The organism is Rhizobium sp. RU36D (genome assembly GCF_900176345.1).
In the GTDB taxonomy this organism is placed as follows: Bacteria; Pseudomonadota; Alphaproteobacteria; order Rhizobiales; family Rhizobiaceae; genus Allorhizobium.
In genome coordinates this window covers 1-23,431 of the sequence record NZ_FWXU01000002.1, presented here as the reverse complement: position 1 = coordinate 23,431, position 23,431 = coordinate 1, and the positions used below count along the sequence as shown (strand labels likewise).

Sequence of the window (23,431 nt, the reverse complement as noted above, 5' to 3'; positions counted from 1 at the left end):
AGGAGATACCGGTGAGTGCAATTTCGTTGAGGCAGGTTCGCAAGTCCTATGGCGCGCTGCAGGTCATCCACGATGTCGATATCGAAATCGAGAGCGGCGAGTTCCTGGTGCTGGTCGGGCCGTCCGGCTGCGGAAAATCCACCCTGCTGCGCATGATCGCCGGGCTGGAAGAGATCAGCGGCGGCGAGCTGCTGATCGGCGGCAAGGTGGTGAACGCCCTGCCACCCTCGGATCGTGATATCGCCATGGTGTTCCAGGATTACGCGCTCTATCCCCACATGAGCGTCAAGGAAAACATGGCCTTCGGCCTGAAGATGCGCGGTGCCGATGACAAGACAATCGATGGGCGCGTGGCCAAGGCCGCCGATATCCTGAAGATCCAGCCCTTCCTTGATCGTCGCCCGGCCCAGCTCTCGGGCGGCCAGCGGCAGCGTGTCGCCATGGGCCGCGCCATCGTGCGCGAGCCCTCGGCCTTCCTGTTCGACGAGCCGCTCTCCAATCTCGATGCGGCGCTGCGCGTCGAAATGCGTCTCGAAATCGCCAAGCTGCATGGCCGGATGAAAGCGACCACGGTCTACGTCACCCATGACCAGGTGGAGGCAATGACGCTGGCAGACCGGATCGTGGTCATGAATGGCGGCGTGGTCGAACAGGTCGGCGCGCCGCTGGAACTCTATCACCGCCCGGCAAGCCTTTTTGTCGCCCGCTTCATCGGCAGCCCGACGATGAACACGTTGGAGGCGACCCTCTCCGCCGATGGCACGGGCGGCACGAAAGTGGCCCTGGCAACCGGGGAAACCTTTGCCGTGGCGGGCCTAGCTGCTCCCGCCGGTGCCTATGTCATCGGCGTCAGGGCCAGCGACCTGACGCCCTGTTCGGCGGAGGCCGCATGGTTTTCAGGCGCGGTCGCGGTCGCCGAGCGGCTGGGCAGCCAGACATTCGGCTATATCGAACTTGCGGGCGGTACCTCCATTTCCGTGGAGTTCCCGCGTGACATGGAGATCAGCGTTGGCGACCATGTCCACCTCGCGGGCACGGCTGGAGCCTTGCACCTCTTCGACCCCAAAACGGGCCGCAGGTCGAACTGACCCGCCGCAGGTCGATCATGGGTTCGGCAATCTCGGAGCGGGCCGCAAGCTCCTCAAACCACAAAGGCCTGCATGAGATAGTCGGGCCAGGCCCGGTGAAGCCCAGCGACCGCCTCGAGGTCGGCGGGCACCGCATCGGCGAGTATGCCGGTGCGGACCAGGCAGGATGCAAGACCTGCTCCGGCGGCGCCGGCGATATCGTGTTCTATGCTGTCGCCGATGCAGACGATCCGCTCGGCGCTGGTGGGGACCAAGGATAGGGCCTGGCTGTAGATGTCCGGGAACGGCTTGCCGAACCAGCGCACACTGCCACCAAGTTCCTCATAAAGCGCGGCGATCGCGCCGGCGCCCGGCGCGGTCCCGCCACCCTTGACCAGCTTATCACGGTCCGGATTAGTGCAGACACAGGGAACCCCGCGGCAGGCGGCCGGCAACAGCCTGTCGCGATAGGCGTCGAGCGATATGCTCTCCGCCTCGCTGCCGGAGATGATGACAATATCGGCATCCGCCGCGGCCTCGACCGAGGCAAAGCCCAGGCGCTCTGCCAGGTTGCGGTCGTCCCCGCTTGATATGGTCAGGCAGCGCCTGGCCGCTGGCGATGCCGTCAACTCCTGTTTCAGCACGGCATGGGCGACGTCTCCCGAGGTCAGGAAGCGGTCGAAACCGCCGCGATCAAAGCCCAGCTTGACGAAACGTTCGGCATTGTAGTCGCCGCTGCGGCCCGAATTGGACAGGATGATCACGGTCTTGCCAAGTGCCTTCAGGTGCAACAGCGCCTGGTTGGCCCCGGCATAGGCGCCGTCGTCGTCGCGCAACACGCCGAACTGGTCGACGAAGAAGGTGTCGAACCGGACGCAGAGGGCGGAAAGCGTCGTCATCGGCGCCAGGCTCATGGCCAGCGCTCCCGTCCTGCAAGCACCAGCGAGGCCGTACCGACCGCGGCCTCCGCCGAGCGGGCGGGCAGCAGCGGAACACCGATGGCAACCTCACGCATTTTCGACCAGGCGGGATTGGCCGCCCCGCCACCGACAGTCCGTACGGATTTGAGCGACGGCCCGCCCAGCTCCGTCAAGCGCTCGTATCCTGACTTCTCGATGGCCATTATCCCCTCAAGTATGGCCTGGAAGAAGGTCAGTTCGTCGGCCGGGCGCGGCTCAAGCCGCGCTGGCCAGGCCGGATCATTGACGGGAAATCGTTCACCCGGCCGCAGCAGCGGATAATAGTCCAGCCCGGTCGGTTCGGCCGGGCGCAGCAGCGGTGTCAGGGTTTTCAGCGCCGCCTCGTCGAAGAAATGACGGATGACCGCACCACCGGAATTGGACGCGCCACCCGCCAGCCAGAAGTCCAGCACCCGATGAGAATAAATGCCGTAGGCAGCGGCATTGACCGGTGCGGCACAGGCGAGCTTCAGCACAAGCGTCGAGCCCAGCGCCGTCACGCCGTCGCCGATCGCGCCGGCCCCGGTCGCCAGGAAGGAGGCGCAGCCATCCGTGGTCCCCGCGTGAAGCCGGCAGCCGGCAGAGAGGCCGAATGCGGCTCCGGCACGGCCGACCGGCGCAAGCGGCATGCCCGCGGGCATCACATCAGGCAAAAGCGCGATATCCATGCCGCAGGCCTCAAGCCAGTCGGGCCACAGCCCTGCGGCCAGGTCGAAGCCGGTCTTCAGTGCGTTGTTCTCGTCACTGGCGACCACGGGAAGCCCCAGCTTCGCCAGGATCCAGTCTGCCTGGTGCAGGACGTTTCGCACACCGGGCTGTCTGGACAGGTGGATGGCCCGCGCCAGCGCCGACGTGGCACCGCGGGCGGGGCTGTCGAGCGGTGCATGGGCGGCGATGCGCTCGACAATGGCGGCGTCCGGGCAGGTCTCGTTATACATCAAGGGCTCACAGATGGGCGCACCGTCGCTGTCGACGGCCAAGACCGTACCCGAGGTTCCATCCACGGCTATGCCTTCTATGGAACTCAGCGAGACGGCAGTGGCGAGTTCCTTCAGGCAATCCTCGACCCCGGCCCACCAGGCGGCCGGAGACCTGGCAGAAACGTCGTCGGCGAACGGTCGCGACGCAAGGCAAATCACCTCGCCTTCGGCCGTGACGGCTGACGCCCGCACGCCCGAGGTGCCGATATCGATGCCCAGCGCCACAGCCGGCTCAGCGCCCATGCTCATGCCCTCTGGCTCGCCTTGCGATCCAGCGCCTGGCGATACTGTTCCGCCTCCCAATGGGTGAGTTCGTATTCCTGGGCGGCATTGAGATAGACCGGAGATACCGCATCAGGGATGCGTCCGACCACCTCTGCCAGACAACGCGCCATGACGCGTCCGCCAGCGGTCAGTTCGTTGGCCAGCAGCACCCCCTGCCCCGGCGCCAACAGCATTTTCGGCACCGCACTCCCCTGCGAACGCCTGCCGGCGACGTAGTCGCGCACGGCCTGCCCCTCGGCAAGGACACCGATCTCGGCGCCCAGGAACACCACGTGGTCCGGATAAAGCGAACCGCTGGTAGCGATGGCAACATTATCAAGGGATAGCGCCGTCTTGTGGCTGCCGGCATCCTCTGCCGGATGAAAATCAGAGCCTTCAGCCAGCGCGGTCAGCCCATCGAAATCGGCGGCATCGGTGCCTCGCTCCGGCACGGCCAGCGCCTCGGTTATCAGGCGGATGCGCTGGCGCACCTGTTCGGCCGTGTCGCCTGTGACCAGGATGCCGTGATTGTAGAGGATCAGCACGTCGGGCCTCGATGCAGCAAACCGGTCGATCTCGTGCGCCAGCGGCGTTCCGGGGCGCCGATAGGGAATGGTCGCCCAGGTCAGGTCTGGCACGCGGGCCATCCGCCCGGCAATGACCGCATCACGATCCTGGAGCACGGACAGCGCGATGGTGTTGACGCAATGATAATGCGCGACGACGGCCTGCGGCAGGGCGGCATGGAAGCTCGTCTCGATCGAAGGGCGAAGGCCCGAGCTATTCAAGTCGTCTACGATGAAGTCGACCGCCTTCTCCGCCCTTGGGTCATGATCGCGCAAGGCCGCGACCAGAGGATCGACCCGCACGGGGACCATGATGTCGCGCTCGCACGCATGGGCCAGCCAGGTTCCGGAGGCCTTCACCCACATCAGCCCGTCGCGTTTCCAGGACGTGTTTCCGCCAGCGCCCTGGGTTTTGAGAATGTCGCTGCCGATCTCCCGCGACAACTCAATAAAGGCGTCGAATTCTTCAGTGTCTTGCGCCCGAATGCCCAAGGCCATCCTGGCTCCTCCTCTACTCGCTCATGACCGGACAGGCCTGAGAAAACTTTGCTAGAGATCGTAGGTGAATGACGACATATCGTCAACCGTGAAGAATTTTGATCATCATGCTTGCGAGGAAGTTTGATCTGTGATTATCTTTTGTCACTTGCGCAGGGAGACGCCGGGAGGATTTCCGTGAACGATACCGAGAGACACAAGGCCATCATCGATCTCTTGCGCGAGACGCCGTTTGCCTCGGTTCGCGACTTGCAGGAGCATCTGGGTGTGTCTCCGGCCACGATCCGCCGGGATATCGACAAGCTTCACGAACTCGGTCGGGCACGGAAGGTCTATGGCGGCATTTCCGCCAGCGAAGCCGGCGACAGCGCCCGCCTCTCGGCCAAGCCTTATGACGAGAACCGTGATATTGCCGTTGAGGCGAAGCGTGCGATTGCCACCATGGCCGCAAGCCTGGTGCGCGATGGCGATTCCATCATCGTGCATGCCGGCTCCACCTGCTATCAACTGGGCATCTTGCTGGCGCAGCGCAATCTCAGGATCTGGACCAATTCCATGCCGCTCGCCGCCCATCTTGGCGAACACGGCACCTGCCAGCTCTCGCTTGCCGGCGGCGATCTCTATCGCGAGCCGGGCATCATTCATGATGCGGCCGCGGGTTCGCCAAGCTTCTATGCCTCGCGGCTGTTCGTCGGCACCCAAGGCATCAGCAGCAAGGGCCTGCTGGAATCCCATCCGCTGCTGGTGAAGGTCATCGGCGAACTCGCCGCCTGCGCCGACGAAATCGTCCTTCTGGCCGACAGCCGCAAGTTTTCCATTCAGCCGCGCAATGTGGTCCTGCCGCTATCGCGGATCGGCACCATCATCACCGACGACGGCCTGCCGGATGGCGCGGCCAAGATGCTGGAGGATGCCGGCGTCACCATCCTGATCGCGCGCATGGGGGGTTCCAATTGAGCCGTTTCCCGATCGCCGTTTTTGACCTCGGCAAGACCAATTCCAAGCTCTTCGTCATATCGGCCGAAGGCAAGGTGCTGGACGAGGCGCGAACCCGTCCGGTCTGGCGCATGGATGGCGATCTGCGGGTCCTTGATGACGCGGCTCTTTATGACTGGATGCGCCGGGAACTCGCCCGTGTGATCACGGAACATCAGGTCGATCGGGTGATGTTCTCCGGTCACGGCTGCACCTTCGCTCTGGTGAGCGGGGATGCGCTGGTGCATGGCATCCTCGACTACGAACAGGAACCGCCGGCTGACATCGCCGCACGCATCGATGCGATGGTACCGGAGTTTCGGGAAACCTTCTCGCCGATGCTGCCCCTGGGCTTCAACTATGGCCGTCATCTTCTTTGGCTGAATGAACGGGACACTGGACTGATCTCCAGGGCGGATGCGATCCTCTCCTATCCGCAATTCTGGAGCTGGCGCTTTTCCGGCAGCGCGGTGTCGGAGGTGTCCTATCTCGGCTGCCATTCGCATCTCTGGGCACCGTTGAAAGATGATTTTTCAAGCCTGGTCGACCGGATGAACTGGCGCAACCTGATGCCGGACTTCGCCGCCGCCGGCAGCCCTATCGGCCATCACCAGGTCGAACTTCCAGACGGCAAAAGCCGTGAGGTCGTGGTCCATAACGGCGTACACGACAGCAATTCGGCCCTCTATTTCTATCGCTCGCTCGGCTTCAGTGACTTCACGCTGATCTCCACGGGCACCTGGGTCATCATCTTCAATTCCGCCAGCCCGCTCGATGTGCTCGACGCGTCCCGCGACATGCTGGCGAATGTGACGGTCGATCACCAACCCGTGGCGACGATCCGCTTCATGGGCGGTCGCGAATATGACATCGCCAGCGGCGGCTGGACCAGCCCGGTTTCGCCGGAAGCCTTGGCTTCGGTGATCGCCAAGCGTGCCTTCGCGCTGCCGTCCTTTGCGCCGGGCGGCCCTGTGCCTGGCGAGCAAGGTCATTTTATCGGCCCCGTCGTCGAGGGCGAGGAGCGTGCCGCGGTGGCAACGCTTTATGTGGCCTTGATGACCGATCTCTCGCTCGATCTGATCAGGTCCCGAAATGACATCGTCATTGATGGCGGCCTCGTAAAGACCGGCCTCTACGCCTCGGTTCTGGCGGCCTTGCGTCCGGGTCAGACGGTGCATACCAGCGCCAATCCGAAAGGAAGCGCGTTCGGCGCCGCCGCTCTGATCTTCCGGTCGGAGGGTGAAAGCCCATTCGTCAACGATTGCGAGGTCGCCTCGCCGATCACAATCGCGGGGCTTGAGGCCTATCGTGCCGCATGGCGCCGCCTGATCGAGGACAGCGGCTCCGGCAAGAAGGCGGTGCACGCATGACCATCTCGCCTCAGCCGATCCAAACGCTTCTGGAAATGCGCGACATCAGCAAGACCTTTGGTGTCACCAAGGCGCTTTCCGGCGTGAGCCTCACCGTCTATCCCGGCGAAGTCCACGCGCTGATGGGCGAAAACGGCGCCGGCAAATCGACGCTCATGAAGATCCTGTCCGGCGCCTATACCGCAGATCCGGGCGGGGCCGTCGTGATCAACGGGCAACCGGTGACGCTCAGCGACCCGCTAAAGGCCAAGGCCCATGGCATCGCCGTGATTTATCAGGAGCTGTCGCTGGCGCCGAACCTCACGGTGGCGCAGAACATGTTCCTCGGCAACGAACCCTCCCGGTTCGGCCTGACCGATCGCGCCGAGATGCGGCGCCGGGCGGAACCGATCTTACGCCAACTCGGCATCGGCTTTGACAGCGGGCGCCGCGTCGCCGATCTGTCGCTCGGCGAGCGCCAGATGGGGGCACGCTGATCGGCGCGCTCATCATCGCCGTCCTGTCCAACGGGCTCATCCTCGTAGGGGTCTCTGACATCTGGCAATACATCATCAAGGGCCTCGTCATCATCGTCGCCGTCGGGCTCGATCGATACAGGCTGCAAGGGCTTGGCCGGACATGATGCCCGGCTGAACAAACCGGTTGCGACCGGAAACAACGGCGCGAGGAGCGCCTTCCAAGGAGGAAAACATGCGTCTTATGTCCAAGCTGCTCGTCGGCACCGCCATGGCCGTTGCAATCGCCATGCCTGCCGCCGCAAAAGATCTGAAGAAAATCGGCATTTCCGTCGGCCTGCTCGGCAACCCCTTCTTCGTTGCCACCATCAAGGGCATCGAAGACCGCGCCAAGGAGATCAACCCCAATGTCGAGGTCATCTCGGTCTCCGCAGATTACGACCTGAACAAGCAGGTGTCACAGGTCGACAGCTTCATCGCCGCCGGCGTCGACATCATCATGCTGAACGCCGTGGATGCCAAGGCCATCGCACCGGCCGTCAAGAAGGCCCAGGCCGCTGGCGTGGTCGTTGCCGCCTTCGACGTCTCCGCGCCCGGCGCCGATGTCACCGTCATGACCAACAACGTCAAGGCCGGCTCCGAAGCCTGCAACTACATCGCCGACAAGCTGGGCGGCAAGGGCGACGTGGTCATCATCAACGGCCCCGCATCGTCCTCGATCCTGGAACGTGTCCAGGGCTGCAAGGAAGCGCTCGGCAAGCATGCCGGCATCAAGATCCTATCCGATGACCAGAACGGCCAGGGTTCGCGCGATGGCGGTCTGGCCGTCATGCAGGGCCTGCTGACCCGCTTCGACAAGATCGACGCCGTCTTCGCGATCAACGATCCCACGGCCATCGGCGCCGAACTGGCGGCCAAGCAGCTGAACCGCAGCGAATTCTTCCTGACCGCCGTGGATGGCGCCCCCGATATCGAAAAGTCGCTGGCATCGGGCACCTTGATGATCAAGGCGTCTGCCTCGCAGGATCCCTATGTCATGGCCGGCCAGGCGCTGAAGATGGGCGTTGAGGTGCTGAACGGCAACAAGCCGGCAGAGCCGGTCGTGCTGCTGGATCCGCAGCTGATCACGGCCGAAAACGTCAAGGATTACAAGGGCTGGACTGCCGCCCGCTAATCTTTTCCTCCCGGAACGCCGGGCATGTCTAAGACGGCATGCCCGGCGGTCACCTTCCCTGTTATCATTGACGAAAGCGGCTGCGACCATGTCGAAAATCGGTGTCCATTCCTTTGTCTGGAGCGCAGGCTCTTCCCGTGCGGACCTGGAGAAGGCGCTCGAAAGCTCTCACAGCCTCGGCTTCAACCTGATCGAGTTCTCCTATCTCGATCCCGCGCAGGTGGATGTGGCATGGCTAGCGGGCCGACTGCAGGCGCTCAAGCTCGACGTGGCCATCAGCATGGGTCTCCCGCCCGAGGGCGATCTCTCCAGCGAGGATCCCGCCGTGGTCGCCAAGGGTATCGACATCCTTGATCGGGCCGTTGCCCTGGTGCGCGATCTCGGTGGCGAGAAACTCGCCGGCATCCTGAGCTCCGCCCATGGCAAGCAGGAACATGCGCTGACCCGCAAGGGCTGGGACAACAGCGTCACCGCCCTGTCGAAGGTCGCCGACCGCGCCAAGTCATCCGGCGTGACGCTCAATCTTGAAGTGGTCAATCGCTTCGAGAGCAACATGCTCAATACCGCAGCCCAGGGCCTGGCCTATATCCGCGACACCGGCGCTTCAAACGTCTTCCTGCATCTCGATACGTTCCATATGAACATCGAGGAAGCCGATGTCGGCCTTGCCATTCGCCATGCCGCCGACAAGATCGGCTATGTGCATATCGGGGAAAGCCACCGCGGCTATCTCGGCACCGGCACCATCGATTTCGCCGCGATTTTCGATGCGCTGGTGGCCATCGGCTGGGACGACTATGTCACCTTCGAATCCTTCTCGACCGCGATCGTGGACAAGGATCTGTCGCTGAAGACCGCCATCTGGCGCAACCTCTGGAACGACAATGTCGCCCTGGCCCGCCATGCCCGCCAGTTCATCGAGCTTGGCATGGAGACGGCGCGGTTGAAGGCCGCCCTGGTCCAGACCGCACATGTGCCGGGCTAGCGCGGCCAATCAAATACTGGCAATGCCCCGCACCAGTCTGCAGCCCGCCGTTCCGATGCCGGCGGTGGGCATGTCCGCGAGCAGCCATCAAGCCAAACTGCTTGACATCAACCTTTGAGCACGAAAGGATCGTCTAAGTCCATGAGTTGAAATGACATATCGAATGCGAGCCGCACGGTGACCAATGTCTATATTCTCGCGCTGCTCGCCTATGCGGCCTTCTCCATCACCGATGCTTCGGTCAAGGGTGCCGGCGGTCAGCTGACGATTTTCGAGATCGCCTTTATCGTCAATGTCTTTGCGGGGCTCGCCCTGCTGATCACCCGCCACCCCAATGAGAAATGGCGGGATTTCTGGCGCACGCCCTATCCGCTTGCCGTCCATGGTCGCGCCATTTGCGGCGTCGTGGCGAGCCTTTGCGGCGTCTATGCCTTCACCACCATTCCCCTCGCCCATGCCTATGCGCTGGTGTTTCTATCGCCGCTATTCGTGACGATCATGTCGGCCCTGGTGCTGAAGGAATATGTCGGACCCTGGCGCTGGACCGCCGTGGTCATCGGCTTCATAGGCGTGCTTCTCGTGGTCAAGCCTGGCTATCTGCCCTTCGAACTGGGTCATCTCGCCGCCATCGGCACCGGGCTTGGCACGGGCACGGCGATCATCATTCTCCGGCGCGTCGGCGGCAAGGTGAAGACCACCAGCGTGCTGGGCACGCTCATCCTCTATCTCCTGGCGATCAATGCCGTTGCCATGACATTCCGGGGCATCACGGTTCCCACGCTGCGGGAGCTGGCGCTGCTGGCGCTCGCAGGTGTCTGTTATGGCCTGGGGCAATGGGCTTTCGTTCTGGCCGCGCGCTATGGAAACGCCAACCAGATCGCGCCGATGCATTATTCCCAGCTCGCCTGGGCGGTGGTGTTCGGGATTCTGCTGTTTGGCGAATATCCTGACGCACTCGCTCTCGTCGGTATCGTCGTCATTGCGTCGGCCGGTCTGCTGACCATCATCCGGGAAAAGCTTCGCGGCTTGAAGTCTGCGACACCAGGATCGGCCGTCATCGCGCTCCCTCCTTCTTCCGACGATAGCTGATCATCGACCCCCGTCCATCCGCCATCGGAGTATGATGCGTCTCCACTGACAGTCATCCCAGACAGGGATCGACAGTGATGCGCTGCGTCCTTGCAGTGCTTCAGATGGCCCTCAGCGAAAGCCAACATAAAAACAGACTTGACTGTTTGTAAGTTGTATGGCGCTTTTGTGTCAGGCCCAAATTTCGGCCTCCAGGGACGAATGCACAAAGAACAGCCACTACTGCTCGAGGGCACATGCTGAAACCCGCCAAAGCCACTGCAAAACCACAGACGCGCACCCAAAGAGAGCGGTCAGACGAGACTGTTCAGGCGATCTTAAACGCGACCATCGACCTTCTTCATGACAAGGGCTTTGCCAAGACCTCGACACCCGAAATCGCCGCAAGAGCCAAGGTCTCCCGCGGCGCGCTGACCCATCATTTTGCAACCAAGGAAGATGTGATTGTCAGCGCCGTCGCCAACCATCTGGCGATCGTCAACAAGAAGCTTTTTCGGTTCGCGGATGAGTTTGGCACGCGTGGCGGGTCCAGCGACGAAATCGTCGACTACCTCTGGGACATCATGTTTGATCGCCTTTTCTACGTCACAATGGAATACCTCCCGGAGGCGCGCCACAACCCGGGCTTCCGCAGTCGCCTCATTCCTGTCGTGCAGGAGTTTCACGACGGGCTGGATGCAATCTGGTCTGCCTTGGCCGTCCATCGCAGCGTCGAGCCGGTAAAGGTCCGCGTGGTGATGAACGCGACCATGTGCATGATCCGGGGCATGATCGCGCAAACCGTGCTGCGTTCCGACAGATCCTATTACGAACACCTCTTGGAATTCTGGAAGCAACAGGTTCGCGCCTATTTTGCCAGCCTCTCCGCTCCCGGGGAGATCAAGGCATGAAGTCGCTTCTCGAGGTTAAGCGCGTTACGCGCAGCTTCTATGGCGTGAAGATCCTGAACGGCGTCGATCTGACGGTAATCGATGGCACGATCACGGGATTGATAGGACCAAATGGCGCGGGGAAATCCACGCTTTTCAATGCGGTCTCGGGCCTGTTTCCGCCAGACGGCGGGCAAGTACTGCTGGATGGTACCGACATCACAGGTGTATCGCCCCGCGAGCGCGTCGAGCGCGGCCTGGTCAGGACATTCCAGCTGGCGCGCGGTTTTCCAAAGTTGACGGTGTTCCAGCACCTGATGCTCTATGGGCAGCGGCATCCCGGCGAAGGCCTGCTCGCCAGCCTGACCGGCAACCGCACGGCCCGCCGGCACGAGGACGAGCTTGCTCAGGAGGCGCTGGCCGTCGCTGCCCGACTGCGGCTCTCCCATGTGCTCGACAATCCCGTAACCGCGCTGTCAGGCGGGCAAAAGAAACTGCTGGAAATCGGCCGCGCACTGATGGCCAAGCCGCGTCTTATCCTGCTCGACGAGCCCATGGCGGGCGTCAACCCGACGCTGACAGGCGAAATCGCCGAACATCTGCGCGCGCTGAATGCCGAGGGCGTAACGATCTGCCTGATCGAACACGACATGAAGCTGATCGGCCATCTGTGCGACCCCGTGATCGTGATGGCCGAAGGTCGCCGGCTGACCCAGGGCCGCTTCGAGGAGGTCGTCGCCGACGAACGGGTCCAGGAAGCCTATCTCGGGGGAAGGCACTGACATGCTGGAAGCAAAAGGACTGATTGCCGGCTATGGCGCGGCAGAGGAAATTCTCAAGGGTGCCACGGTCGAAATCCAGTCGGGCGAGATCGTCACGATAATCGGGCCAAACGGCGCGGGCAAATCGACATTGCTCAAGGCCATAGCCGGGTTGGTGCCGCTGAAGGGCGGTAGCGTGACGATCTCCGGCGTCGACGTCACCCGCCAGGATGCGCTTGGCCGCTCCAAGGCCGGGCTTGCCTTCGTCATGCAGGAAAAGAACGTCTTCGGCACCATGTCGGTCGCCGAAAACCTTGAGGTGGCAAGCTTTTCCAACCCGAGCGGAATGGCCGGTCGCCGCGATGCGATCTATGCGCGCTATCCGGTGCTGGCCGAAAAGCGCAAGGCGCTTGCCCGCACACTATCGGGCGGGCAGCGGCAATTGCTGGCCATGGGCATGGGCCTGATGACGGAGCCCAAGCTGCTGCTGCTCGACGAGCCGACAGCCGGTCTGTCGCCCAAGGCGGCCAACGAATTGTTCGACGCCATCATCGAGCTCAACACCACCGGGCTTCCAATCCTGATGGTCGAGCAGCACGCCCTTGAGGCCCTGCAAATCTCGACGCGCGGTTATGTCATCGTCACCGGCCGCAATGCGGCGACGGGTGCTGGCAAGGATCTCGCAGTCGATCCGGAAATCCGCCGCCTGTTTCTCGGTGGCTGACGACACGCATGCCCATCCGAGCTTTATCCGCATAAACAACAAAGGGAACTGACATGATCGACATGAAGATTCATCGCCGCGCCTTCCTCGGTGGGACGGCAGCGCTTGCCCTCACCAGCATCGCACCCTTGCGCGCCATGGCAGAGGGGGAAGCCATCCGTATCGGCGCGCTCACGCCCCTGACCGGCTCCGGCGGCACCTACGGCCCGGTCATGGTCAAGGCCATTCAGGCGGTCGCGGACGAGATCAATGCTGCCGGCGGCATCCTCGGACGCAAGGTCGAGATCATCTCCGAAGACGACCAGACCAACCCGGAAGCCGGCGTCCGTGCCGCCCGCAAGCTCGTGGATGTGGACAAGGTCTCGGCAATCATCGGCACCTGGGCATCGTCGGTCACAACCGCCGTCGCACCGATCTGCTGGGAATCCAAAACCATGCTGCTGACCGTTTCCGGCGCCGATGCGATCACCACGCTTCCCCACCAGGGCTTCATTATTCGCACGCAGCCCACGACCATACTCCAGGGCCGCAAGTTCGGTGAATTCGCAGTCGAACAGGGTGTCAAGAAGCTGTTCTTCGTCTCGCCGCAGACGCCGTTCGCCGAAAGCCAGTTCACCAATATCACCAGCGCCGTCACGGCCGCCGGCGGCGAGACGAAGTCGCTGATCTACGACGACAAGAAGCCGTCCTACCGCAGCGAAGTCGACGAGATGATGGCCTATGAGCCTGACGTCATCGTGCTGGGTGGCTACGCAGCCGATACGACCGTTCTGCTCAAGGATATCTATCGCGCCGGTTACGAAGGCAAGAAGATCGCCTTCGCATATTCCGTCAACCAGAAGCTCATCGACAGCGTGCCTGCAGAAGTCGTTGAAGGCATCTTCACCATAGCACCGTCGCCGGCCGAAACCTCGACGGCATACAAGCGCCTGGTGGGTCTGATCGGCGTGGCCAATCCCGATCCCTACACGACGCAGGTTTATGACCAGATGAACCTGGTGGCGCTGGCGATCGCCAAGGCGGGCAATTCGGACGGCGTTTCGATCCGCGATGCCATCCGCCTTGTCTCACAGGGCGCTGACGGCACCGCGGTCGATAACGCCCTCGACGGGCTCAAGCTGATTGCCGAGGGCAAGCCGGTAAATTACCAGGGTGCCTCAGGCCCCTGCGACTTCACCGACAAGGGCGATATCACCGACAGCGCCTTCCGCTACGAGCAGGTTCTCGGCGGCAAACTGACCCTCGTCAAGATCGCGTGAGGCAACGATGACGACCGTGGTTCAAGCCATCTTGAACGGAGTGATGACGGGAATGCTGATTGCCATTCCCGCCATCGGCCTCACCGCCATATTCGCAGTGCTGCGCTATGTGAACTTCGCGATAGCGGCTTATGCCACGGTCGGCGCGTTTGCCGCATGGTATGTGAACACGCATTTCGGTTTCGGGGTCTTGCCTTCCGCAATCACGGCATTCGTGGCCGGCGGGGCGGTTGGCTTGTTTGCCGAAGAGGTCGCACTGGCAAAGCTGCGGCCATCTGGAGCACTAGCAGTCGCGATTGCCTCGATCGCCGTCAACCTCATCATCGAAAACGCTATCCGCTTCACCTTCGGCAATGATCTGCAGGGATTTGACACGCCGTTGGCGCGTGACTGGCGCTTTGCGGACTTACGGATCGGACCGCAACAATTGCAGACGGCTCTGATCGCGCTTGCGATCATGGCCGCTGTGTTTGCCTTCCTGCGTTTCACCCGCTTCGGCAAGGCGATGCGGGCGGTGGCCGACAATGCCGATCTGGGAAAACTGATGGGCATGGATCCGCGCCGGATCGCCATGGTGACTGTCGCGCTCGGCGCGGGGCTTGCGGGTGTCGGCGGCGTGCTGCTGGGGCTTGATACCGCCATCGATCCGATGACGGGATCGCGGCTGCTATTGTCCATTTTCGCCGCGGCTGTGCTTGGCGGCCTCGGCTCCATTCCGGGTGCCGTGCTTGGTGCTGTGATGATCGGCATTGGCGAGGAACTGGCGGTGCTGGTCTTGCCGGCCACCTACCGCTCGGCCGTTGGCTTCGCCACCATCCTGCTTATCCTTTCACTGCGCCCCGCGGGTCTTCTCGGGGAAAGGAGCGCCTGATGCTGTCCTATCTTATCTTCACGCTGACACTCGGCGGCATTTATGCGCTTCTTGCCCTCAGCCTCAACCTGATCTGGGGCGGGATCGGCATGGTCAATCTCGGCCTTGCCGGCTTCTTTGCCGTCGGCGCCTATGTGTCCGCGCTGATTTCCATAGCAGGCGTACCACTCGCCCTGACCATTCCGATCGCCTGCATCATCGGTGCAGGCGTCGGCGTTATCGCGACATTTGCAACGATCCGGCTTCGCGGCGACTATCTCGCCATCGTCACGCTTGGTTTTGCCGAGGTCGTGCGCATGGTGGCGCTAAACGAGCGCTGGCTGACGCGAGGTTCCGATGGCGTGTCGGGCATTCCGGCACCGTTCCGCGTGGCGCTCGGTACCGAGGGCTTCAACCTGTTTTACCTCGCGCTCGTCAGCGTCTTCGTTCTCGGCATCTTCCTGATGCTGAACCGCCTGGACGGTTCTCCTTTTGGCCGGGTCATGAAGGCCATACGCGAAGATCCGGAGCTTGCGGCGTTTGCGGGCAAGGGCGTCACGCGCTTCAAGATCCAGGCCTTCGCGCTCTCTGCCGCCATAGCGGCGCTGGCCGGAGCGCTTTATGGGCATTTCCAGAGCTATATCTCGCCGGATCATTTCCAGCCGCTGATCACGATCTACATTTTCCTGGCGGTCACGGCCGGCGGCGTGGGGCGGCCATTGGGAGGCCTTGCCGGTGCCTATCTCGTTGTGTTCTTCCTTGAGGCCACGCGTTTCCTCGGTGAAATCCTTCCCGGACTGCAAGCTGGCCAGGTTGCGGCTGTGCGCGAGATGCTGGTCGGAATTGCGCTTCTGGTGGTGCTTCACCTACGCCCGCAGGGTCTTCTTCCCGAACGTACCGGCCTTGCGCCAAAGACGGAGCCAAAACCATGATTGATCTTCTTCAACACCTTGCAAGACCCGGCCAGCCGCAGACGCTCTACCGCGAACTCGAACTGCAGCTGTCGAAGGACATCGGCTTCGGTCTCTTCACGCTTCTTTATGCGGATGGTCACGAGGTCGCCAGGGTGTATTCCAGCGATGAAAACTCCTATCCGGTCTTCGGCCGCAAGGCGATGGGCCCGACACCCTGGGGCGAAAAGGTCTTGAAGAATGGGCAACCCTTCCTCGGTCCCGACAAGGCTGCGATCGTCTGGGCTTTCTTCGATCACGAGTTGATCTTCAGCCTCGGGCTCGGGGCCGTCATCAACATTCCGGTCGTCTACAATGGCGAGACGATCGGAACGATGAACCTGCTGGACAAGGAAGGCGCCTACACGCAAGCGCATCTGGACAAGGCTGCCGCCTATGCCCCTCTGCTCATTCCCGCCTATCTCGAAGCCCGCCGCGCCTGAGCGCGCCTTTGGCTTTGACCTCTCTCATTCAGGACTTTGACATGACAAGCATTCTCTTTGAAAACGCCCGGATCGTTGACGGAACAGCCGACGAACCGACAGAGCCCATGCAGGTGCTCGTGGAAGGCGAGATGATCAGGGAGGTTGGCAAAGCAGTCTCGTCCACAACCGCCCAGCGGATCGACTTGAAGGGCCTGACCTTGATGCCGGGGCTGATCGATGCCCATGTGCATGTGGTCGCCTCGACGGCCGATCTTGGCCTCAACGGACAGTTGCCGGATGCGCTGATCACGGTGCGGGCCTTCAAGCTGATGGGCGAAATGCTCCGCCGCGGATTCACCACCGTGCGCGATGTCGGCGGAGCCACCTCAGCCCTGGTTGCCGCGACGCGGGAAGGCTTCTGGCCGACGCCGCGCCTCAACATCTCGGGCAAGGCGCTGGCACAAACCGGCGGACATTGCGACTATCGCGGCCCCTACAACGATGAGCCGACGCGTCGTAACGGTTTCCCGCTTGGTGCACTTGGCCGTATCTGCGACGGCATTCCCGAGGTTCGGCGCGCTGCCCGTGAAGAACTGAAGAGCGGCGCCGAATTCATTAAGATCATGGCAAATGGCGGTGTTTCTTCGCCAACGGACCCGATCCATTTCCTGGGGTTTTCGGTCGAAGAAATTGTAGCGATCGTTGAAGAGGCCGAGAATGCCGGAACTTACGTGTCGGCGCATCTCTACACCGACAAGGCCATTCGCCGCGCGGTGGAATGTGGCGTTCATTCTTTGGAGCACTGCAATTTGATCACGTCGGAGACGGCGAAATTTGCCGCTGAAAAGGGTGCATTCGCCGTACCGACCTTGGTCACCTACGAAAAACTGTCGAGTGAAGGGGCCTCGATGGGGCTGCCTGCAGCGTCGATTGCAAAGGTCGACGACGTGCGACTGGCAGGCATGGAATCGCTGTCCATCATGCGCGACGCAGGTCTGCAGATGGCCTACGGCAGCGACCTCCTGGGCGGCATGCATGTGCATCAGTCGGAAGAATTCGTTATCCGCGGACGCGTGATTCCGTCACATGAAGTCATCGCTTCCGCGACCCATATCGCAGCACGCCTCCTGCGCATGGAAGGTCGTATCGGCACGGTTGCATCAGGTGCTTTCGCAGATCTCATCGTTGTCGATGGAAATCCGCTGACGGATCTTTCACTGCTAACGAAACAGGGAGCGCATATGCCGATCATCATGAAGGGTGGAAGCTTCATCAAGGCCGAGCTTCAATAACTTCGGTTCCGAAATGGCCGCTCGGCCAGCGGCAAGCTCGCGTGTTCGACATCAGCTCCGATGAGACAGACTTGGTCTTGTTGACAAGAGAGGAGTCGCGCAAACGTGTGCAGCGGTTTTGCGACAACGAGATGCTGGAAAAACTAGGGATTAAAGCGTGGAAGCGAATCTGAAAGATCGCAACACGCTTTAACACAGCTTTGCGATCAGCCTGACGAGTTCGGCCTGCCGATGCGTATTGGTTTTCAGGAAGATCGACTTCAGGTGAAACCGGACGGCTTCACGCGAAATCTGGAGATGTTGGCCCACAGCCTCAAGGGTGCTGTATTGCCCCAGGGCGGCCAGAACCTGCGTCTCGCGAACCGTGAGGCCGAACAGGTTTGTCGCCAGGGACATGTCGGCGCGCTGGACGGCACGGACATCCGTCAGCATCAGCACCACGCCGGAAAAGCCGAGCACATCCTCCCCGGACCGTCGTATCGGCGCGGCGCGGGCCACGAGCAACTGTTCGTCGTCGCGGTCGCGCAGCGAAACGGGAGCCAGGGCGGGCATCTCGTCTCGCGATGTCACCGCGACGCATGCCCTTTCGATCAACCCGTTCAATTGCGTATTGTCTGCTGGCCGCGCGGCTCTCAGCCTGCCTGCCACGATACTGAGCGCCGATCCCAACAAGGCCTGCGCCATGGCATTGACGAACGCCACCCTTCCGTGTCGATCCATCAGCACGGCCGGCTCTGATGCCAGCGCGAGACCATCAACAAGCGCCTTGCCGTGCTGGGTCGCCAGCCTTCGGGCAAGCTCGGCTGCATTTCTCAACTGCGGCAACAGCGTGTTCAGGGCCTTAAGCTCCCGACGCGAGAAAGGTCCCTCCGCCTGCGAGCGCTGCAGCGAAATCGCGACGAAATCGTCATCGGCAATTGTCGTTAGAAGCGCCGCGGCAAACCAGGGCACGCCGGCCTGCCGGGCAAAGTCGCGATAGTAGGTGTGTTTTGCCATTTCCTCGGCCGAAATGAGGTCTTGGTCGGCGAAGAAACCTGTGATGGCGGGCTTGGCCCGGGCAAGCGCGGTGCGCAGGTCGCGCTTGTGCCAGCCCTCTGAAAAGAAGCAATCCAGCACATCCTGCATGCCGGGAGAATGGGGAATGGCGCCGGGGGTGAAGTTCGGTGTCGTCAGCAGGCAGCCGCGTGACGAAAAGGTTGTCGCAACCATGCCCAGCGTCTCAGGCCATATCTGCGGATTGGCGGCGGCCTCGTAGAATGCGGTATGAAGCTGCGCCACATCGCCTGCAACCTGTCCCATGCCGGCTCCCACTGGACACATGACCCAATGCGGCATCATGCCCGCATATCAGCATTGGCGCAACAGCGCCATCAGTCGCCGTGCGGGAACCTACCCGAATGGGGAGTGCAAAAAGCCACAGGTTTCCCCAAGCTGAAAAAAGCGCTGGAAGGCACCTGGGAGCAGATCGTGACGCCCTTGTTCAAACTGCTGATATCGATCGGTGGCCTTGTTGTCGCCCTGTCCTATGGTGGCGCAGCCACGGCAGCGCAGCAATGTCCAGACAACTTCGTGGCGTTTCGCGGCACGAGCGCGCCGCTGTCGTGCACCTGCTCTGCGGAGAGCACGCAGTGGGGCGGCGTGTGGGGCATGGATGTCTATACCGAGGATTCCAGCATCTGCGTGGCGGCAGTCCATGCGGGCCGGATCGGCAGAAACGGCGGCGATGTCACGGTCATTCCGTTGCCGGGGCAACGGGCCTATCCGGGGCTGACCCGCAACGGCATCCCCTCGGGCAACAACGGACGGATGGAAGGCAGCTTCAGCTTCGCCGGGGCAGCGGTGGCACAGGCCCCGCCCACCGCACCCGTTCCAGCTGAACCCTTGCCCGCTCCCGTCAGTCAGGCTCCCCTGGCGCCTGCTCCCGCCATGCCGGCGCCCCCTCCCCAGCCTGCGGCCATGCCCGTCACGACGGCGCCTGCGCCTTCGGCCGCGCCGCAGCCTGCCACCGCCACGGTCGGCCAGTGTCCGGAGAATTTCGTTGCCTGGCGCGGTGAGACCGCGCCCCTGACCTGCCATTGCCCGCCCGTCGATACGAACAGTTCCGCAGTCTGGGGCATGGATGTCTATACGGAGGATTCCAATCTTTGTCTTGCGGCAGTGCATGCCGGCTTTCTCGTGGCTGACGGCGGCCTGGTGACCGCGGTGCCTCTGCCCGGCCGGCCGGCCTATGCCGGCGTCACGCGCAACGGCATCAGTTCTTCCAACAATGGTGCGATGGAAGGCAGTTTCAGCTTCCAGCCAACCACGGTTCAGGCCCGCTACGTCCCGGTGCAGCCAATCGTGCAGCCGCTGCCGCTGGTGCCGCTCAGCCAGTGCCCGGACAATTTCGTGGCGTTTCGCGGCTCTTCCGAGGCCCTTAGCTGCTTCTGCTCGGCGCTAGAGAGCAATGCGGGCGGCATCTGGGGCATGGATATCTATTCTGAGGATTCGGCCATTTGCCTCGCCGCCGTCCACTACGGCGTCCTAACGCCTTCTGGTGGCAATGTGTCGGTCCTGCCGCAGCCCGGCCGCAAAAGCTATGCTGGCGCAACCCGCAACGGCGTCATTTCCTCCAATGGCGGCGCGATGGAGGGAAGCTTCAGCTTCAGTCATCAACTCGTCCAGCCGGTGGCAGCGCCGGCCGCTCCTGTCCAGCTACCGATCGCCCAGAGCCTTATGCAGACGGGACAGGTTCAGCTTTATGTTCATTTTGCCACGGATTCCGATCAACTCTACGAGGATTCGCTGCCGCTGCTCAACGAACTGCTGGCGGCGCTGAGAGCCAATCCGGGCCTAAACCTGAAACTGATCGGCCATACCGACAATGTCGGCTCCGCCGGATACAATCAGACGCTGTCTACCAAGCGCGCCAGCGCGGTGAAGTTCTGGCTGATCCAGCAGGGTATCCTGCCCTCAAGGATCGAGGCGGAGGGGCGTGGCCTGTCGGAGCCGCTTGAGGACAACGGCACCGACTATGGGCGGGCGAGCAATCGTCGGGTACAGGCGGTCAGGCTGAATTGACATGGCGCGCGGCAAGGACAAGCTGCGGCGGCGGGTCAGATCGTCATTGCGCTGGGGCGTCACTCTCCTGGTGACCATCGCCTTGTTTACGGCTGCGCCGCGTGCGGCCCAGGCCGATGCGCTTGATGACATCGCAAGTTGCCTGAATGCCTATAGCGGCTACAAGTCCCTGGCCCAGCTTGGGCTTTCGGCGGCCGACCCGGAATTTCTCCAATGCTCGGCGCAGATCGCCAGCGGCGATGTGGTGCTGGCGGCGACCGTGGTAGCGATTGTTGGTGCCGGCGCTGCGGGCGCCTATGGCAGCAAGGCCGAATGCACCAATATGACGACGGGACAGATCGGGACCACCATTTCCGAGATCCTGATCAATACGCCTGGGATCTCCGATGCCCTGAAAGAAGCGCTTGGCGACAGCTACCAGAAGCTTGTGGACTTTGCCGCCGGGCAGGCGGGCTCGAACATCGCACAGATCCAGGGTTTGGATCAGATCTTCCAATATATGAACTGCGGCTGCGCCGTCTACGGCAAGGCGGAGGCCGTGGCGGCAATCGCCAAGGGCTATGCCCAGGACGTCAAGCAATGCGCGGGCTTTATTGCCAATGTTGGCGAAGCAGTTCTGGACGGATTGGAGAGCGGCGCGGAAGCGGTCGGCAATCTTGTAGATGATATCTTCCCGGATGCCGATGAAGGCGCATTTGGCAGTTCTGAGGAGACCCCGCATGTGAATGTGAGTACCGACTATGGCTGTGGCGGCTGGATCAAGTTTCCCAGGCCCTATAGTTTCAGCAAGACGGCCGATGGTGCGAGCATGATCTCGCAGACCACCGTTACGCCGACCCTGACCCAGACCCGAACCTGCACCTGCTATCCGCCTGGTCGCTTCGAGCGGCAGGAGGATCCGGCCGGCGCGACTGACCTGATCCGCTGCGGCTGCGCGCTGCCGGTCGGTGGTACCTATGATCCGAAGGCCCGCTCTTGCGGTTGCCCTGCCGATCAGCGCATCGAGGATGGCACCTGCACGCCGTGCGACACCGAGCGTTTCAGCGAAACCGCACAGGCGGTGACGGTCTCTTCGGGCCGGCTGAACCAAGGAATCTGCAGCCCAGCCACCAGAACCTGCCCGGCCGGTGAAAAGCCCGTGCGTCTTGGCGTGACGGAAGGCTACCAATGCAAGCCGCTGTGCAGCGCTGGCCAGTTTTTCGTCAAGGCACCCGCAGCCTTGGCCAGTGCGGGTTCCTGCGGTTCCTGCCCCGCCAATTTCGTGCCGGATGCGGCAGCGCTCGGCCAGGGCGCCCTGCAATGCAACGAGTGTCCAACGGGCATGGTGGCAAGACCTGGCGATCGGCAATGCAGGCAGCTCGATTGCTCCAATGGCATAGATCCCACCAATCCCCATGCCTGCCGACCTGCCTGCAAGATGGTGGGCGAAGGCAAGAACAAGCGGTTGGTCTGCAATGGCGGGGATACTGTCGGCAACCCGATTGCGATGGCATGCCCGCCGCGATTTGTCCGCCAAGGCAGCCGGTGCGAGCCGGAAGTCCTTCACAAGCCAAAGGAATTGATTATCGAGCGGGAGCGCAAGACGGTCACGCCCGACCTCAGAAAGACCCGGGAAAAGAACCGCAAGCCCGACAACGACATTGTGCGTGAACGTAGACGTCCCCAGCGTGATGAGGGCGATGTGCTCCTGGGACCGGTGGAGCGTCAACCATCCGGCCCGTCGATCGAGGACATGCTGAATTTCGGTCTTGATATGGGCCGTAGACTGGATTTGGGCGACGGCCGGACCCGTGATCGGAGATCGCTACCGCCCGTGCCGGAGACCGCAGCAGAACCGCGCCCGGATCGCCGCACCGCTCCTGCCACATTGGAGTCCCCCGCTACCCAGGACATGCCATCGCTGCCAGCACCGCCACCGCCCGTGCCCACCTACACCCATTCCAAGGATTGATCGTGATGTCGCGATGCACCATGCCCATGCCGAGTCTGCCTATGCTATTGTGCCTGCTGGTGATTGGTACGCTCGGCATGGCGGGGCCAGCCCAGACACAGACAGAGACACAGGCACAGCCCCAGACGAGGCAGCAATCGACCACGGTCGGCCCCAAGGGCGTGGTGCTCGGTCGGAGCTGCACCCGCCGCACCGACCGGTTCCCCGGTGTCATCAAGGTCGATGCCTGCGGCAGATGGTATTGCGGCCGCGTCGACATCAATGACATCACCGTCCTTAACCCGCATCTTGCAGAGGACATGAAGTGCAACTGGACGTTGATATATGACAAGTGCAAGTGTCTCCGCTGAACGGCCCGACATATAGAACAGGCCTGGCGTGATATCACCCGATCTGCCCGGCCATCGATATGAATGAGCGTGCCGCACCCAGCGCGGTGATCTCGGGATGAACCACGAGGCTCTCTGCAGCGGCAAAGTGCGCTCCGGCAGTCTTCAGGCCTACCAGCCGGTCGTCGCGACCAACTTTCTTGTCGAGCACGCTGCCGATCCTCCAGCGTCCAGCCACACCCAGGCAGCGCTTTACCGCAAAGGGCCATCCGCAAAAATAGGGGACTCCGTCATCCAACAGATGAGGTCCCGACGGCTCGCTCGGGAAGTCCCGGGCCGCGTCGCGCCAAGCGGTGCCGGTTCATTCCAGCGTGGTCCGCACCGAATACCTCGCCATTCGTCATCGAGCCGAAGGCACCAATAAATACAGTTTCTTCCAATTTTTATATCTTTTACCGCACGCAACGTCGCCTTCCTTTAACAACCGATAATCTTGCATTATCGTTTCTAATGTCCGCCAGGAGCGTTATCCCGAAAATGGTGGCAATTTTCGCCTCAAGCGCGTTCCGCCACCCTTCG

At 62.2% G+C, this 23,431-nt stretch carries 22 protein-coding genes and 2 pseudogenes; 19 read left to right on the top strand and 5 right to left on the bottom strand.

Annotated features, from left to right (window positions below; all coding sequences use genetic code 11):
- Positions 1 to 11 precede the first annotated feature (11 nt).
- Positions 12 to 1,088: an ABC transporter ATP-binding protein gene (gene ugpC, locus B9A97_RS03040; RefSeq protein WP_084363533.1), complete on the top strand. Its 1,077-nt coding sequence runs from the start codon at positions 12 to 14 to the stop codon at positions 1,086 to 1,088.
- 53 nt (positions 1,089 to 1,141) lie between these two features.
- Here ugpC and B9A97_RS03035 read toward each other — a convergent pair whose 3' ends face one another.
- From B9A97_RS03035 to B9A97_RS03025, 3 genes are read right to left on the bottom strand one after another with little or no spacing between them, the layout of a single operon-like run.
- Entirely contained in the window at positions 1,142 to 1,981 is an 840-nt protein-coding gene (locus tag B9A97_RS03035; protein WP_084363532.1) for a TIGR01459 family HAD-type hydrolase, read from the bottom strand.
- A complete protein-coding gene (locus B9A97_RS03030) occupies positions 1,978 to 3,255 on the bottom strand; it encodes an FGGY-family carbohydrate kinase (RefSeq protein ID WP_084363531.1) in 1,278 nt (425 codons plus the stop codon). The genes B9A97_RS03035 and B9A97_RS03030 overlap by 4 nt, the downstream gene beginning before the upstream one ends.
- Entirely contained in the window at positions 3,252 to 4,334 is a 1,083-nt protein-coding gene (locus B9A97_RS03025) for a class II aldolase/adducin family protein (protein WP_084363530.1), read from the bottom strand. The genes B9A97_RS03030 and B9A97_RS03025 overlap by 4 nt, the downstream gene beginning before the upstream one ends.
- Before the next feature lie 177 nt (positions 4,335 to 4,511).
- Between B9A97_RS03025 and B9A97_RS03020 the strand changes: the two genes are divergently transcribed.
- From B9A97_RS03020 to B9A97_RS02955, 15 genes and pseudogenes are all read left to right on the top strand, one after another.
- Positions 4,512 to 5,291, top strand: coding sequence for a DeoR/GlpR family DNA-binding transcription regulator (locus B9A97_RS03020; protein ID WP_084363529.1), 780 nt, complete (start codon positions 4,512 to 4,514; stop codon positions 5,289 to 5,291).
- Positions 5,288 to 6,679 (top strand): FGGY-family carbohydrate kinase, encoded by a 1,392-nt coding sequence (locus B9A97_RS03015; protein WP_084363528.1) that lies wholly within the window; start codon positions 5,288 to 5,290, stop codon positions 6,677 to 6,679. The genes B9A97_RS03020 and B9A97_RS03015 overlap by 4 nt, the downstream gene beginning before the upstream one ends.
- A pseudogene (locus B9A97_RS03010) lies at positions 6,676 to 7,143 on the top strand (ATP-binding cassette domain-containing protein); the annotation flags it as partial. The gene B9A97_RS03015 and the pseudogene B9A97_RS03010, both read left to right, overlap by 4 nt.
- A 2-nt stretch (positions 7,144 to 7,145) precedes the next feature.
- Positions 7,146 to 7,301: pseudogene (locus B9A97_RS30090) on the top strand (ribose ABC transporter permease); the annotation flags it as partial.
- Positions 7,302 to 7,369: 68 nt separating this feature from the next.
- Positions 7,370 to 8,308, top strand: coding sequence for an ABC transporter substrate-binding protein (locus B9A97_RS03005; RefSeq protein ID WP_084363526.1), 939 nt, complete (start codon positions 7,370 to 7,372; stop codon positions 8,306 to 8,308).
- A gap of 88 nt (positions 8,309 to 8,396) precedes the next feature.
- On the top strand, positions 8,397 to 9,293 hold the full coding sequence (locus tag B9A97_RS03000; protein WP_084363525.1) for a sugar phosphate isomerase/epimerase family protein: 897 nt from the start codon (positions 8,397 to 8,399) through the stop codon (positions 9,291 to 9,293).
- Between the two features lie 177 nt (positions 9,294 to 9,470).
- Positions 9,471 to 10,382, top strand: a complete 912-nt coding sequence (locus tag B9A97_RS02995) for a DMT family transporter (protein ID WP_084363524.1) — start codon at positions 9,471 to 9,473, stop codon at positions 10,380 to 10,382.
- 236 nt (positions 10,383 to 10,618) lie between these two features.
- Positions 10,619 to 11,272: a TetR/AcrR family transcriptional regulator gene (locus B9A97_RS02990; RefSeq protein ID WP_084363523.1), complete on the top strand. Its 654-nt coding sequence runs from the start codon at positions 10,619 to 10,621 to the stop codon at positions 11,270 to 11,272.
- On the top strand, positions 11,269 to 12,033 hold the full coding sequence (locus B9A97_RS02985; protein ID WP_084363522.1) for an ABC transporter ATP-binding protein: 765 nt from the start codon (positions 11,269 to 11,271) through the stop codon (positions 12,031 to 12,033). The genes B9A97_RS02990 and B9A97_RS02985 overlap by 4 nt, the downstream gene beginning before the upstream one ends.
- Position 12,034: 1 nt before the next feature.
- Positions 12,035 to 12,736 (top strand): ABC transporter ATP-binding protein, encoded by a 702-nt coding sequence (locus B9A97_RS02980; RefSeq protein ID WP_084363521.1) that lies wholly within the window; start codon positions 12,035 to 12,037, stop codon positions 12,734 to 12,736.
- Positions 12,737 to 12,789: 53 nt separating this feature from the next.
- Positions 12,790 to 13,995: an ABC transporter substrate-binding protein gene (locus tag B9A97_RS02975; RefSeq protein WP_084363520.1), complete on the top strand. Its 1,206-nt coding sequence runs from the start codon at positions 12,790 to 12,792 to the stop codon at positions 13,993 to 13,995.
- Positions 13,996 to 14,002: 7 nt separating this feature from the next.
- Complete coding sequence (locus tag B9A97_RS02970) at positions 14,003 to 14,866, top strand: branched-chain amino acid ABC transporter permease (protein WP_084363519.1); 864 nt, start codon at positions 14,003 to 14,005, stop codon at positions 14,864 to 14,866.
- On the top strand, positions 14,866 to 15,777 hold the full coding sequence (locus B9A97_RS02965) for a branched-chain amino acid ABC transporter permease (protein WP_084363518.1): 912 nt from the start codon (positions 14,866 to 14,868) through the stop codon (positions 15,775 to 15,777). The genes B9A97_RS02970 and B9A97_RS02965 overlap by 1 nt, the downstream gene beginning before the upstream one ends.
- Entirely contained in the window at positions 15,774 to 16,238 is a 465-nt protein-coding gene (locus B9A97_RS02960; protein ID WP_084363517.1) for a GAF domain-containing protein, read from the top strand. The genes B9A97_RS02965 and B9A97_RS02960 overlap by 4 nt, the downstream gene beginning before the upstream one ends.
- A 41-nt stretch (positions 16,239 to 16,279) precedes the next feature.
- Positions 16,280 to 17,512, top strand: coding sequence for a metal-dependent hydrolase family protein (locus B9A97_RS02955; RefSeq protein WP_084363516.1), 1,233 nt, complete (start codon positions 16,280 to 16,282; stop codon positions 17,510 to 17,512).
- Between the two features lie 189 nt (positions 17,513 to 17,701).
- Here B9A97_RS02955 and B9A97_RS02950 read toward each other — a convergent pair whose 3' ends face one another.
- Complete coding sequence (locus B9A97_RS02950) at positions 17,702 to 18,811, bottom strand: helix-turn-helix transcriptional regulator (protein ID WP_179145205.1); 1,110 nt, start codon at positions 18,809 to 18,811, stop codon at positions 17,702 to 17,704.
- 105 nt (positions 18,812 to 18,916) lie between these two features.
- On the opposite strand from B9A97_RS02950, the gene B9A97_RS02945 reads away from it, so the two are divergent.
- From B9A97_RS02945 to B9A97_RS02935, 3 genes are read left to right on the top strand one after another with little or no spacing between them, the layout of a single operon-like run.
- Entirely contained in the window at positions 18,917 to 20,572 is a 1,656-nt protein-coding gene (locus B9A97_RS02945) for an LCCL domain-containing protein (RefSeq protein WP_179145204.1), read from the top strand.
- 1 nt (position 20,573) lies between these two features.
- Entirely contained in the window at positions 20,574 to 22,523 is a 1,950-nt protein-coding gene (locus B9A97_RS02940) for a hypothetical protein (protein ID WP_084363514.1), read from the top strand.
- Between the two features lie 20 nt (positions 22,524 to 22,543).
- Positions 22,544 to 22,873 (top strand): hypothetical protein, encoded by a 330-nt coding sequence (locus B9A97_RS02935; protein ID WP_143530306.1) that lies wholly within the window; start codon positions 22,544 to 22,546, stop codon positions 22,871 to 22,873.
- A 34-nt stretch (positions 22,874 to 22,907) separates the two neighbouring features.
- Here B9A97_RS02935 and B9A97_RS29695 read toward each other — a convergent pair whose 3' ends face one another.
- Positions 22,908 to 23,063 (bottom strand): hypothetical protein, encoded by a 156-nt coding sequence (locus B9A97_RS29695; protein WP_179145203.1) that lies wholly within the window; start codon positions 23,061 to 23,063, stop codon positions 22,908 to 22,910.
- Between the last annotated feature and the right edge of the window lie 368 nt (positions 23,064 to 23,431).

What these genes read in the sequence shown, in the direction of transcription:
- B9A97_RS03035 (WP_084363532.1), bottom strand. Translation starts at nt 1,981, where the DNA reads ATGAGCCTGGCGCCGATGACGACGCTTTCCGCCCTCTGCGTCCGGTTC.
- B9A97_RS03030 (WP_084363531.1), bottom strand. Translation starts at nt 3,255, where the DNA reads ATGAGCATGGGCGCTGAGCCGGCTGTGGCGCTGGGCATCGATATCGGC.
- B9A97_RS03025 (WP_084363530.1), bottom strand. Translation starts at nt 4,334, where the DNA reads ATGGCCTTGGGCATTCGGGCGCAAGACACTGAAGAATTCGACGCCTTT.
- B9A97_RS03005 (WP_084363526.1), top strand. Translation starts at nt 7,370, where the DNA reads ATGCGTCTTATGTCCAAGCTGCTCGTCGGCACCGCCATGGCCGTTGCA.
- B9A97_RS03000 (WP_084363525.1), top strand. Translation starts at nt 8,397, where the DNA reads ATGTCGAAAATCGGTGTCCATTCCTTTGTCTGGAGCGCAGGCTCTTCC.
- B9A97_RS02990 (WP_084363523.1), top strand. Translation starts at nt 10,619, where the DNA reads ATGCTGAAACCCGCCAAAGCCACTGCAAAACCACAGACGCGCACCCAA.
- B9A97_RS02985 (WP_084363522.1), top strand. Translation starts at nt 11,269, where the DNA reads ATGAAGTCGCTTCTCGAGGTTAAGCGCGTTACGCGCAGCTTCTATGGC.
- B9A97_RS02980 (WP_084363521.1), top strand. Translation starts at nt 12,035, where the DNA reads ATGCTGGAAGCAAAAGGACTGATTGCCGGCTATGGCGCGGCAGAGGAA.
- B9A97_RS02975 (WP_084363520.1), top strand. Translation starts at nt 12,790, where the DNA reads ATGATCGACATGAAGATTCATCGCCGCGCCTTCCTCGGTGGGACGGCA.
- B9A97_RS02970 (WP_084363519.1), top strand. Translation starts at nt 14,003, where the DNA reads ATGACGACCGTGGTTCAAGCCATCTTGAACGGAGTGATGACGGGAATG.
- B9A97_RS02965 (WP_084363518.1), top strand. Translation starts at nt 14,866, where the DNA reads ATGCTGTCCTATCTTATCTTCACGCTGACACTCGGCGGCATTTATGCG.
- B9A97_RS02960 (WP_084363517.1), top strand. Translation starts at nt 15,774, where the DNA reads ATGATTGATCTTCTTCAACACCTTGCAAGACCCGGCCAGCCGCAGACG.
- B9A97_RS02955 (WP_084363516.1), top strand. Translation starts at nt 16,280, where the DNA reads ATGACAAGCATTCTCTTTGAAAACGCCCGGATCGTTGACGGAACAGCC.
- B9A97_RS02950 (WP_179145205.1), bottom strand. Translation starts at nt 18,811, where the DNA reads ATGGGACAGGTTGCAGGCGATGTGGCGCAGCTTCATACCGCATTCTAC.
- B9A97_RS02940 (WP_084363514.1), top strand. Translation starts at nt 20,574, where the DNA reads ATGGCGCGCGGCAAGGACAAGCTGCGGCGGCGGGTCAGATCGTCATTG.
- B9A97_RS02935 (WP_143530306.1), top strand. Translation starts at nt 22,544, where the DNA reads ATGCCCATGCCGAGTCTGCCTATGCTATTGTGCCTGCTGGTGATTGGT.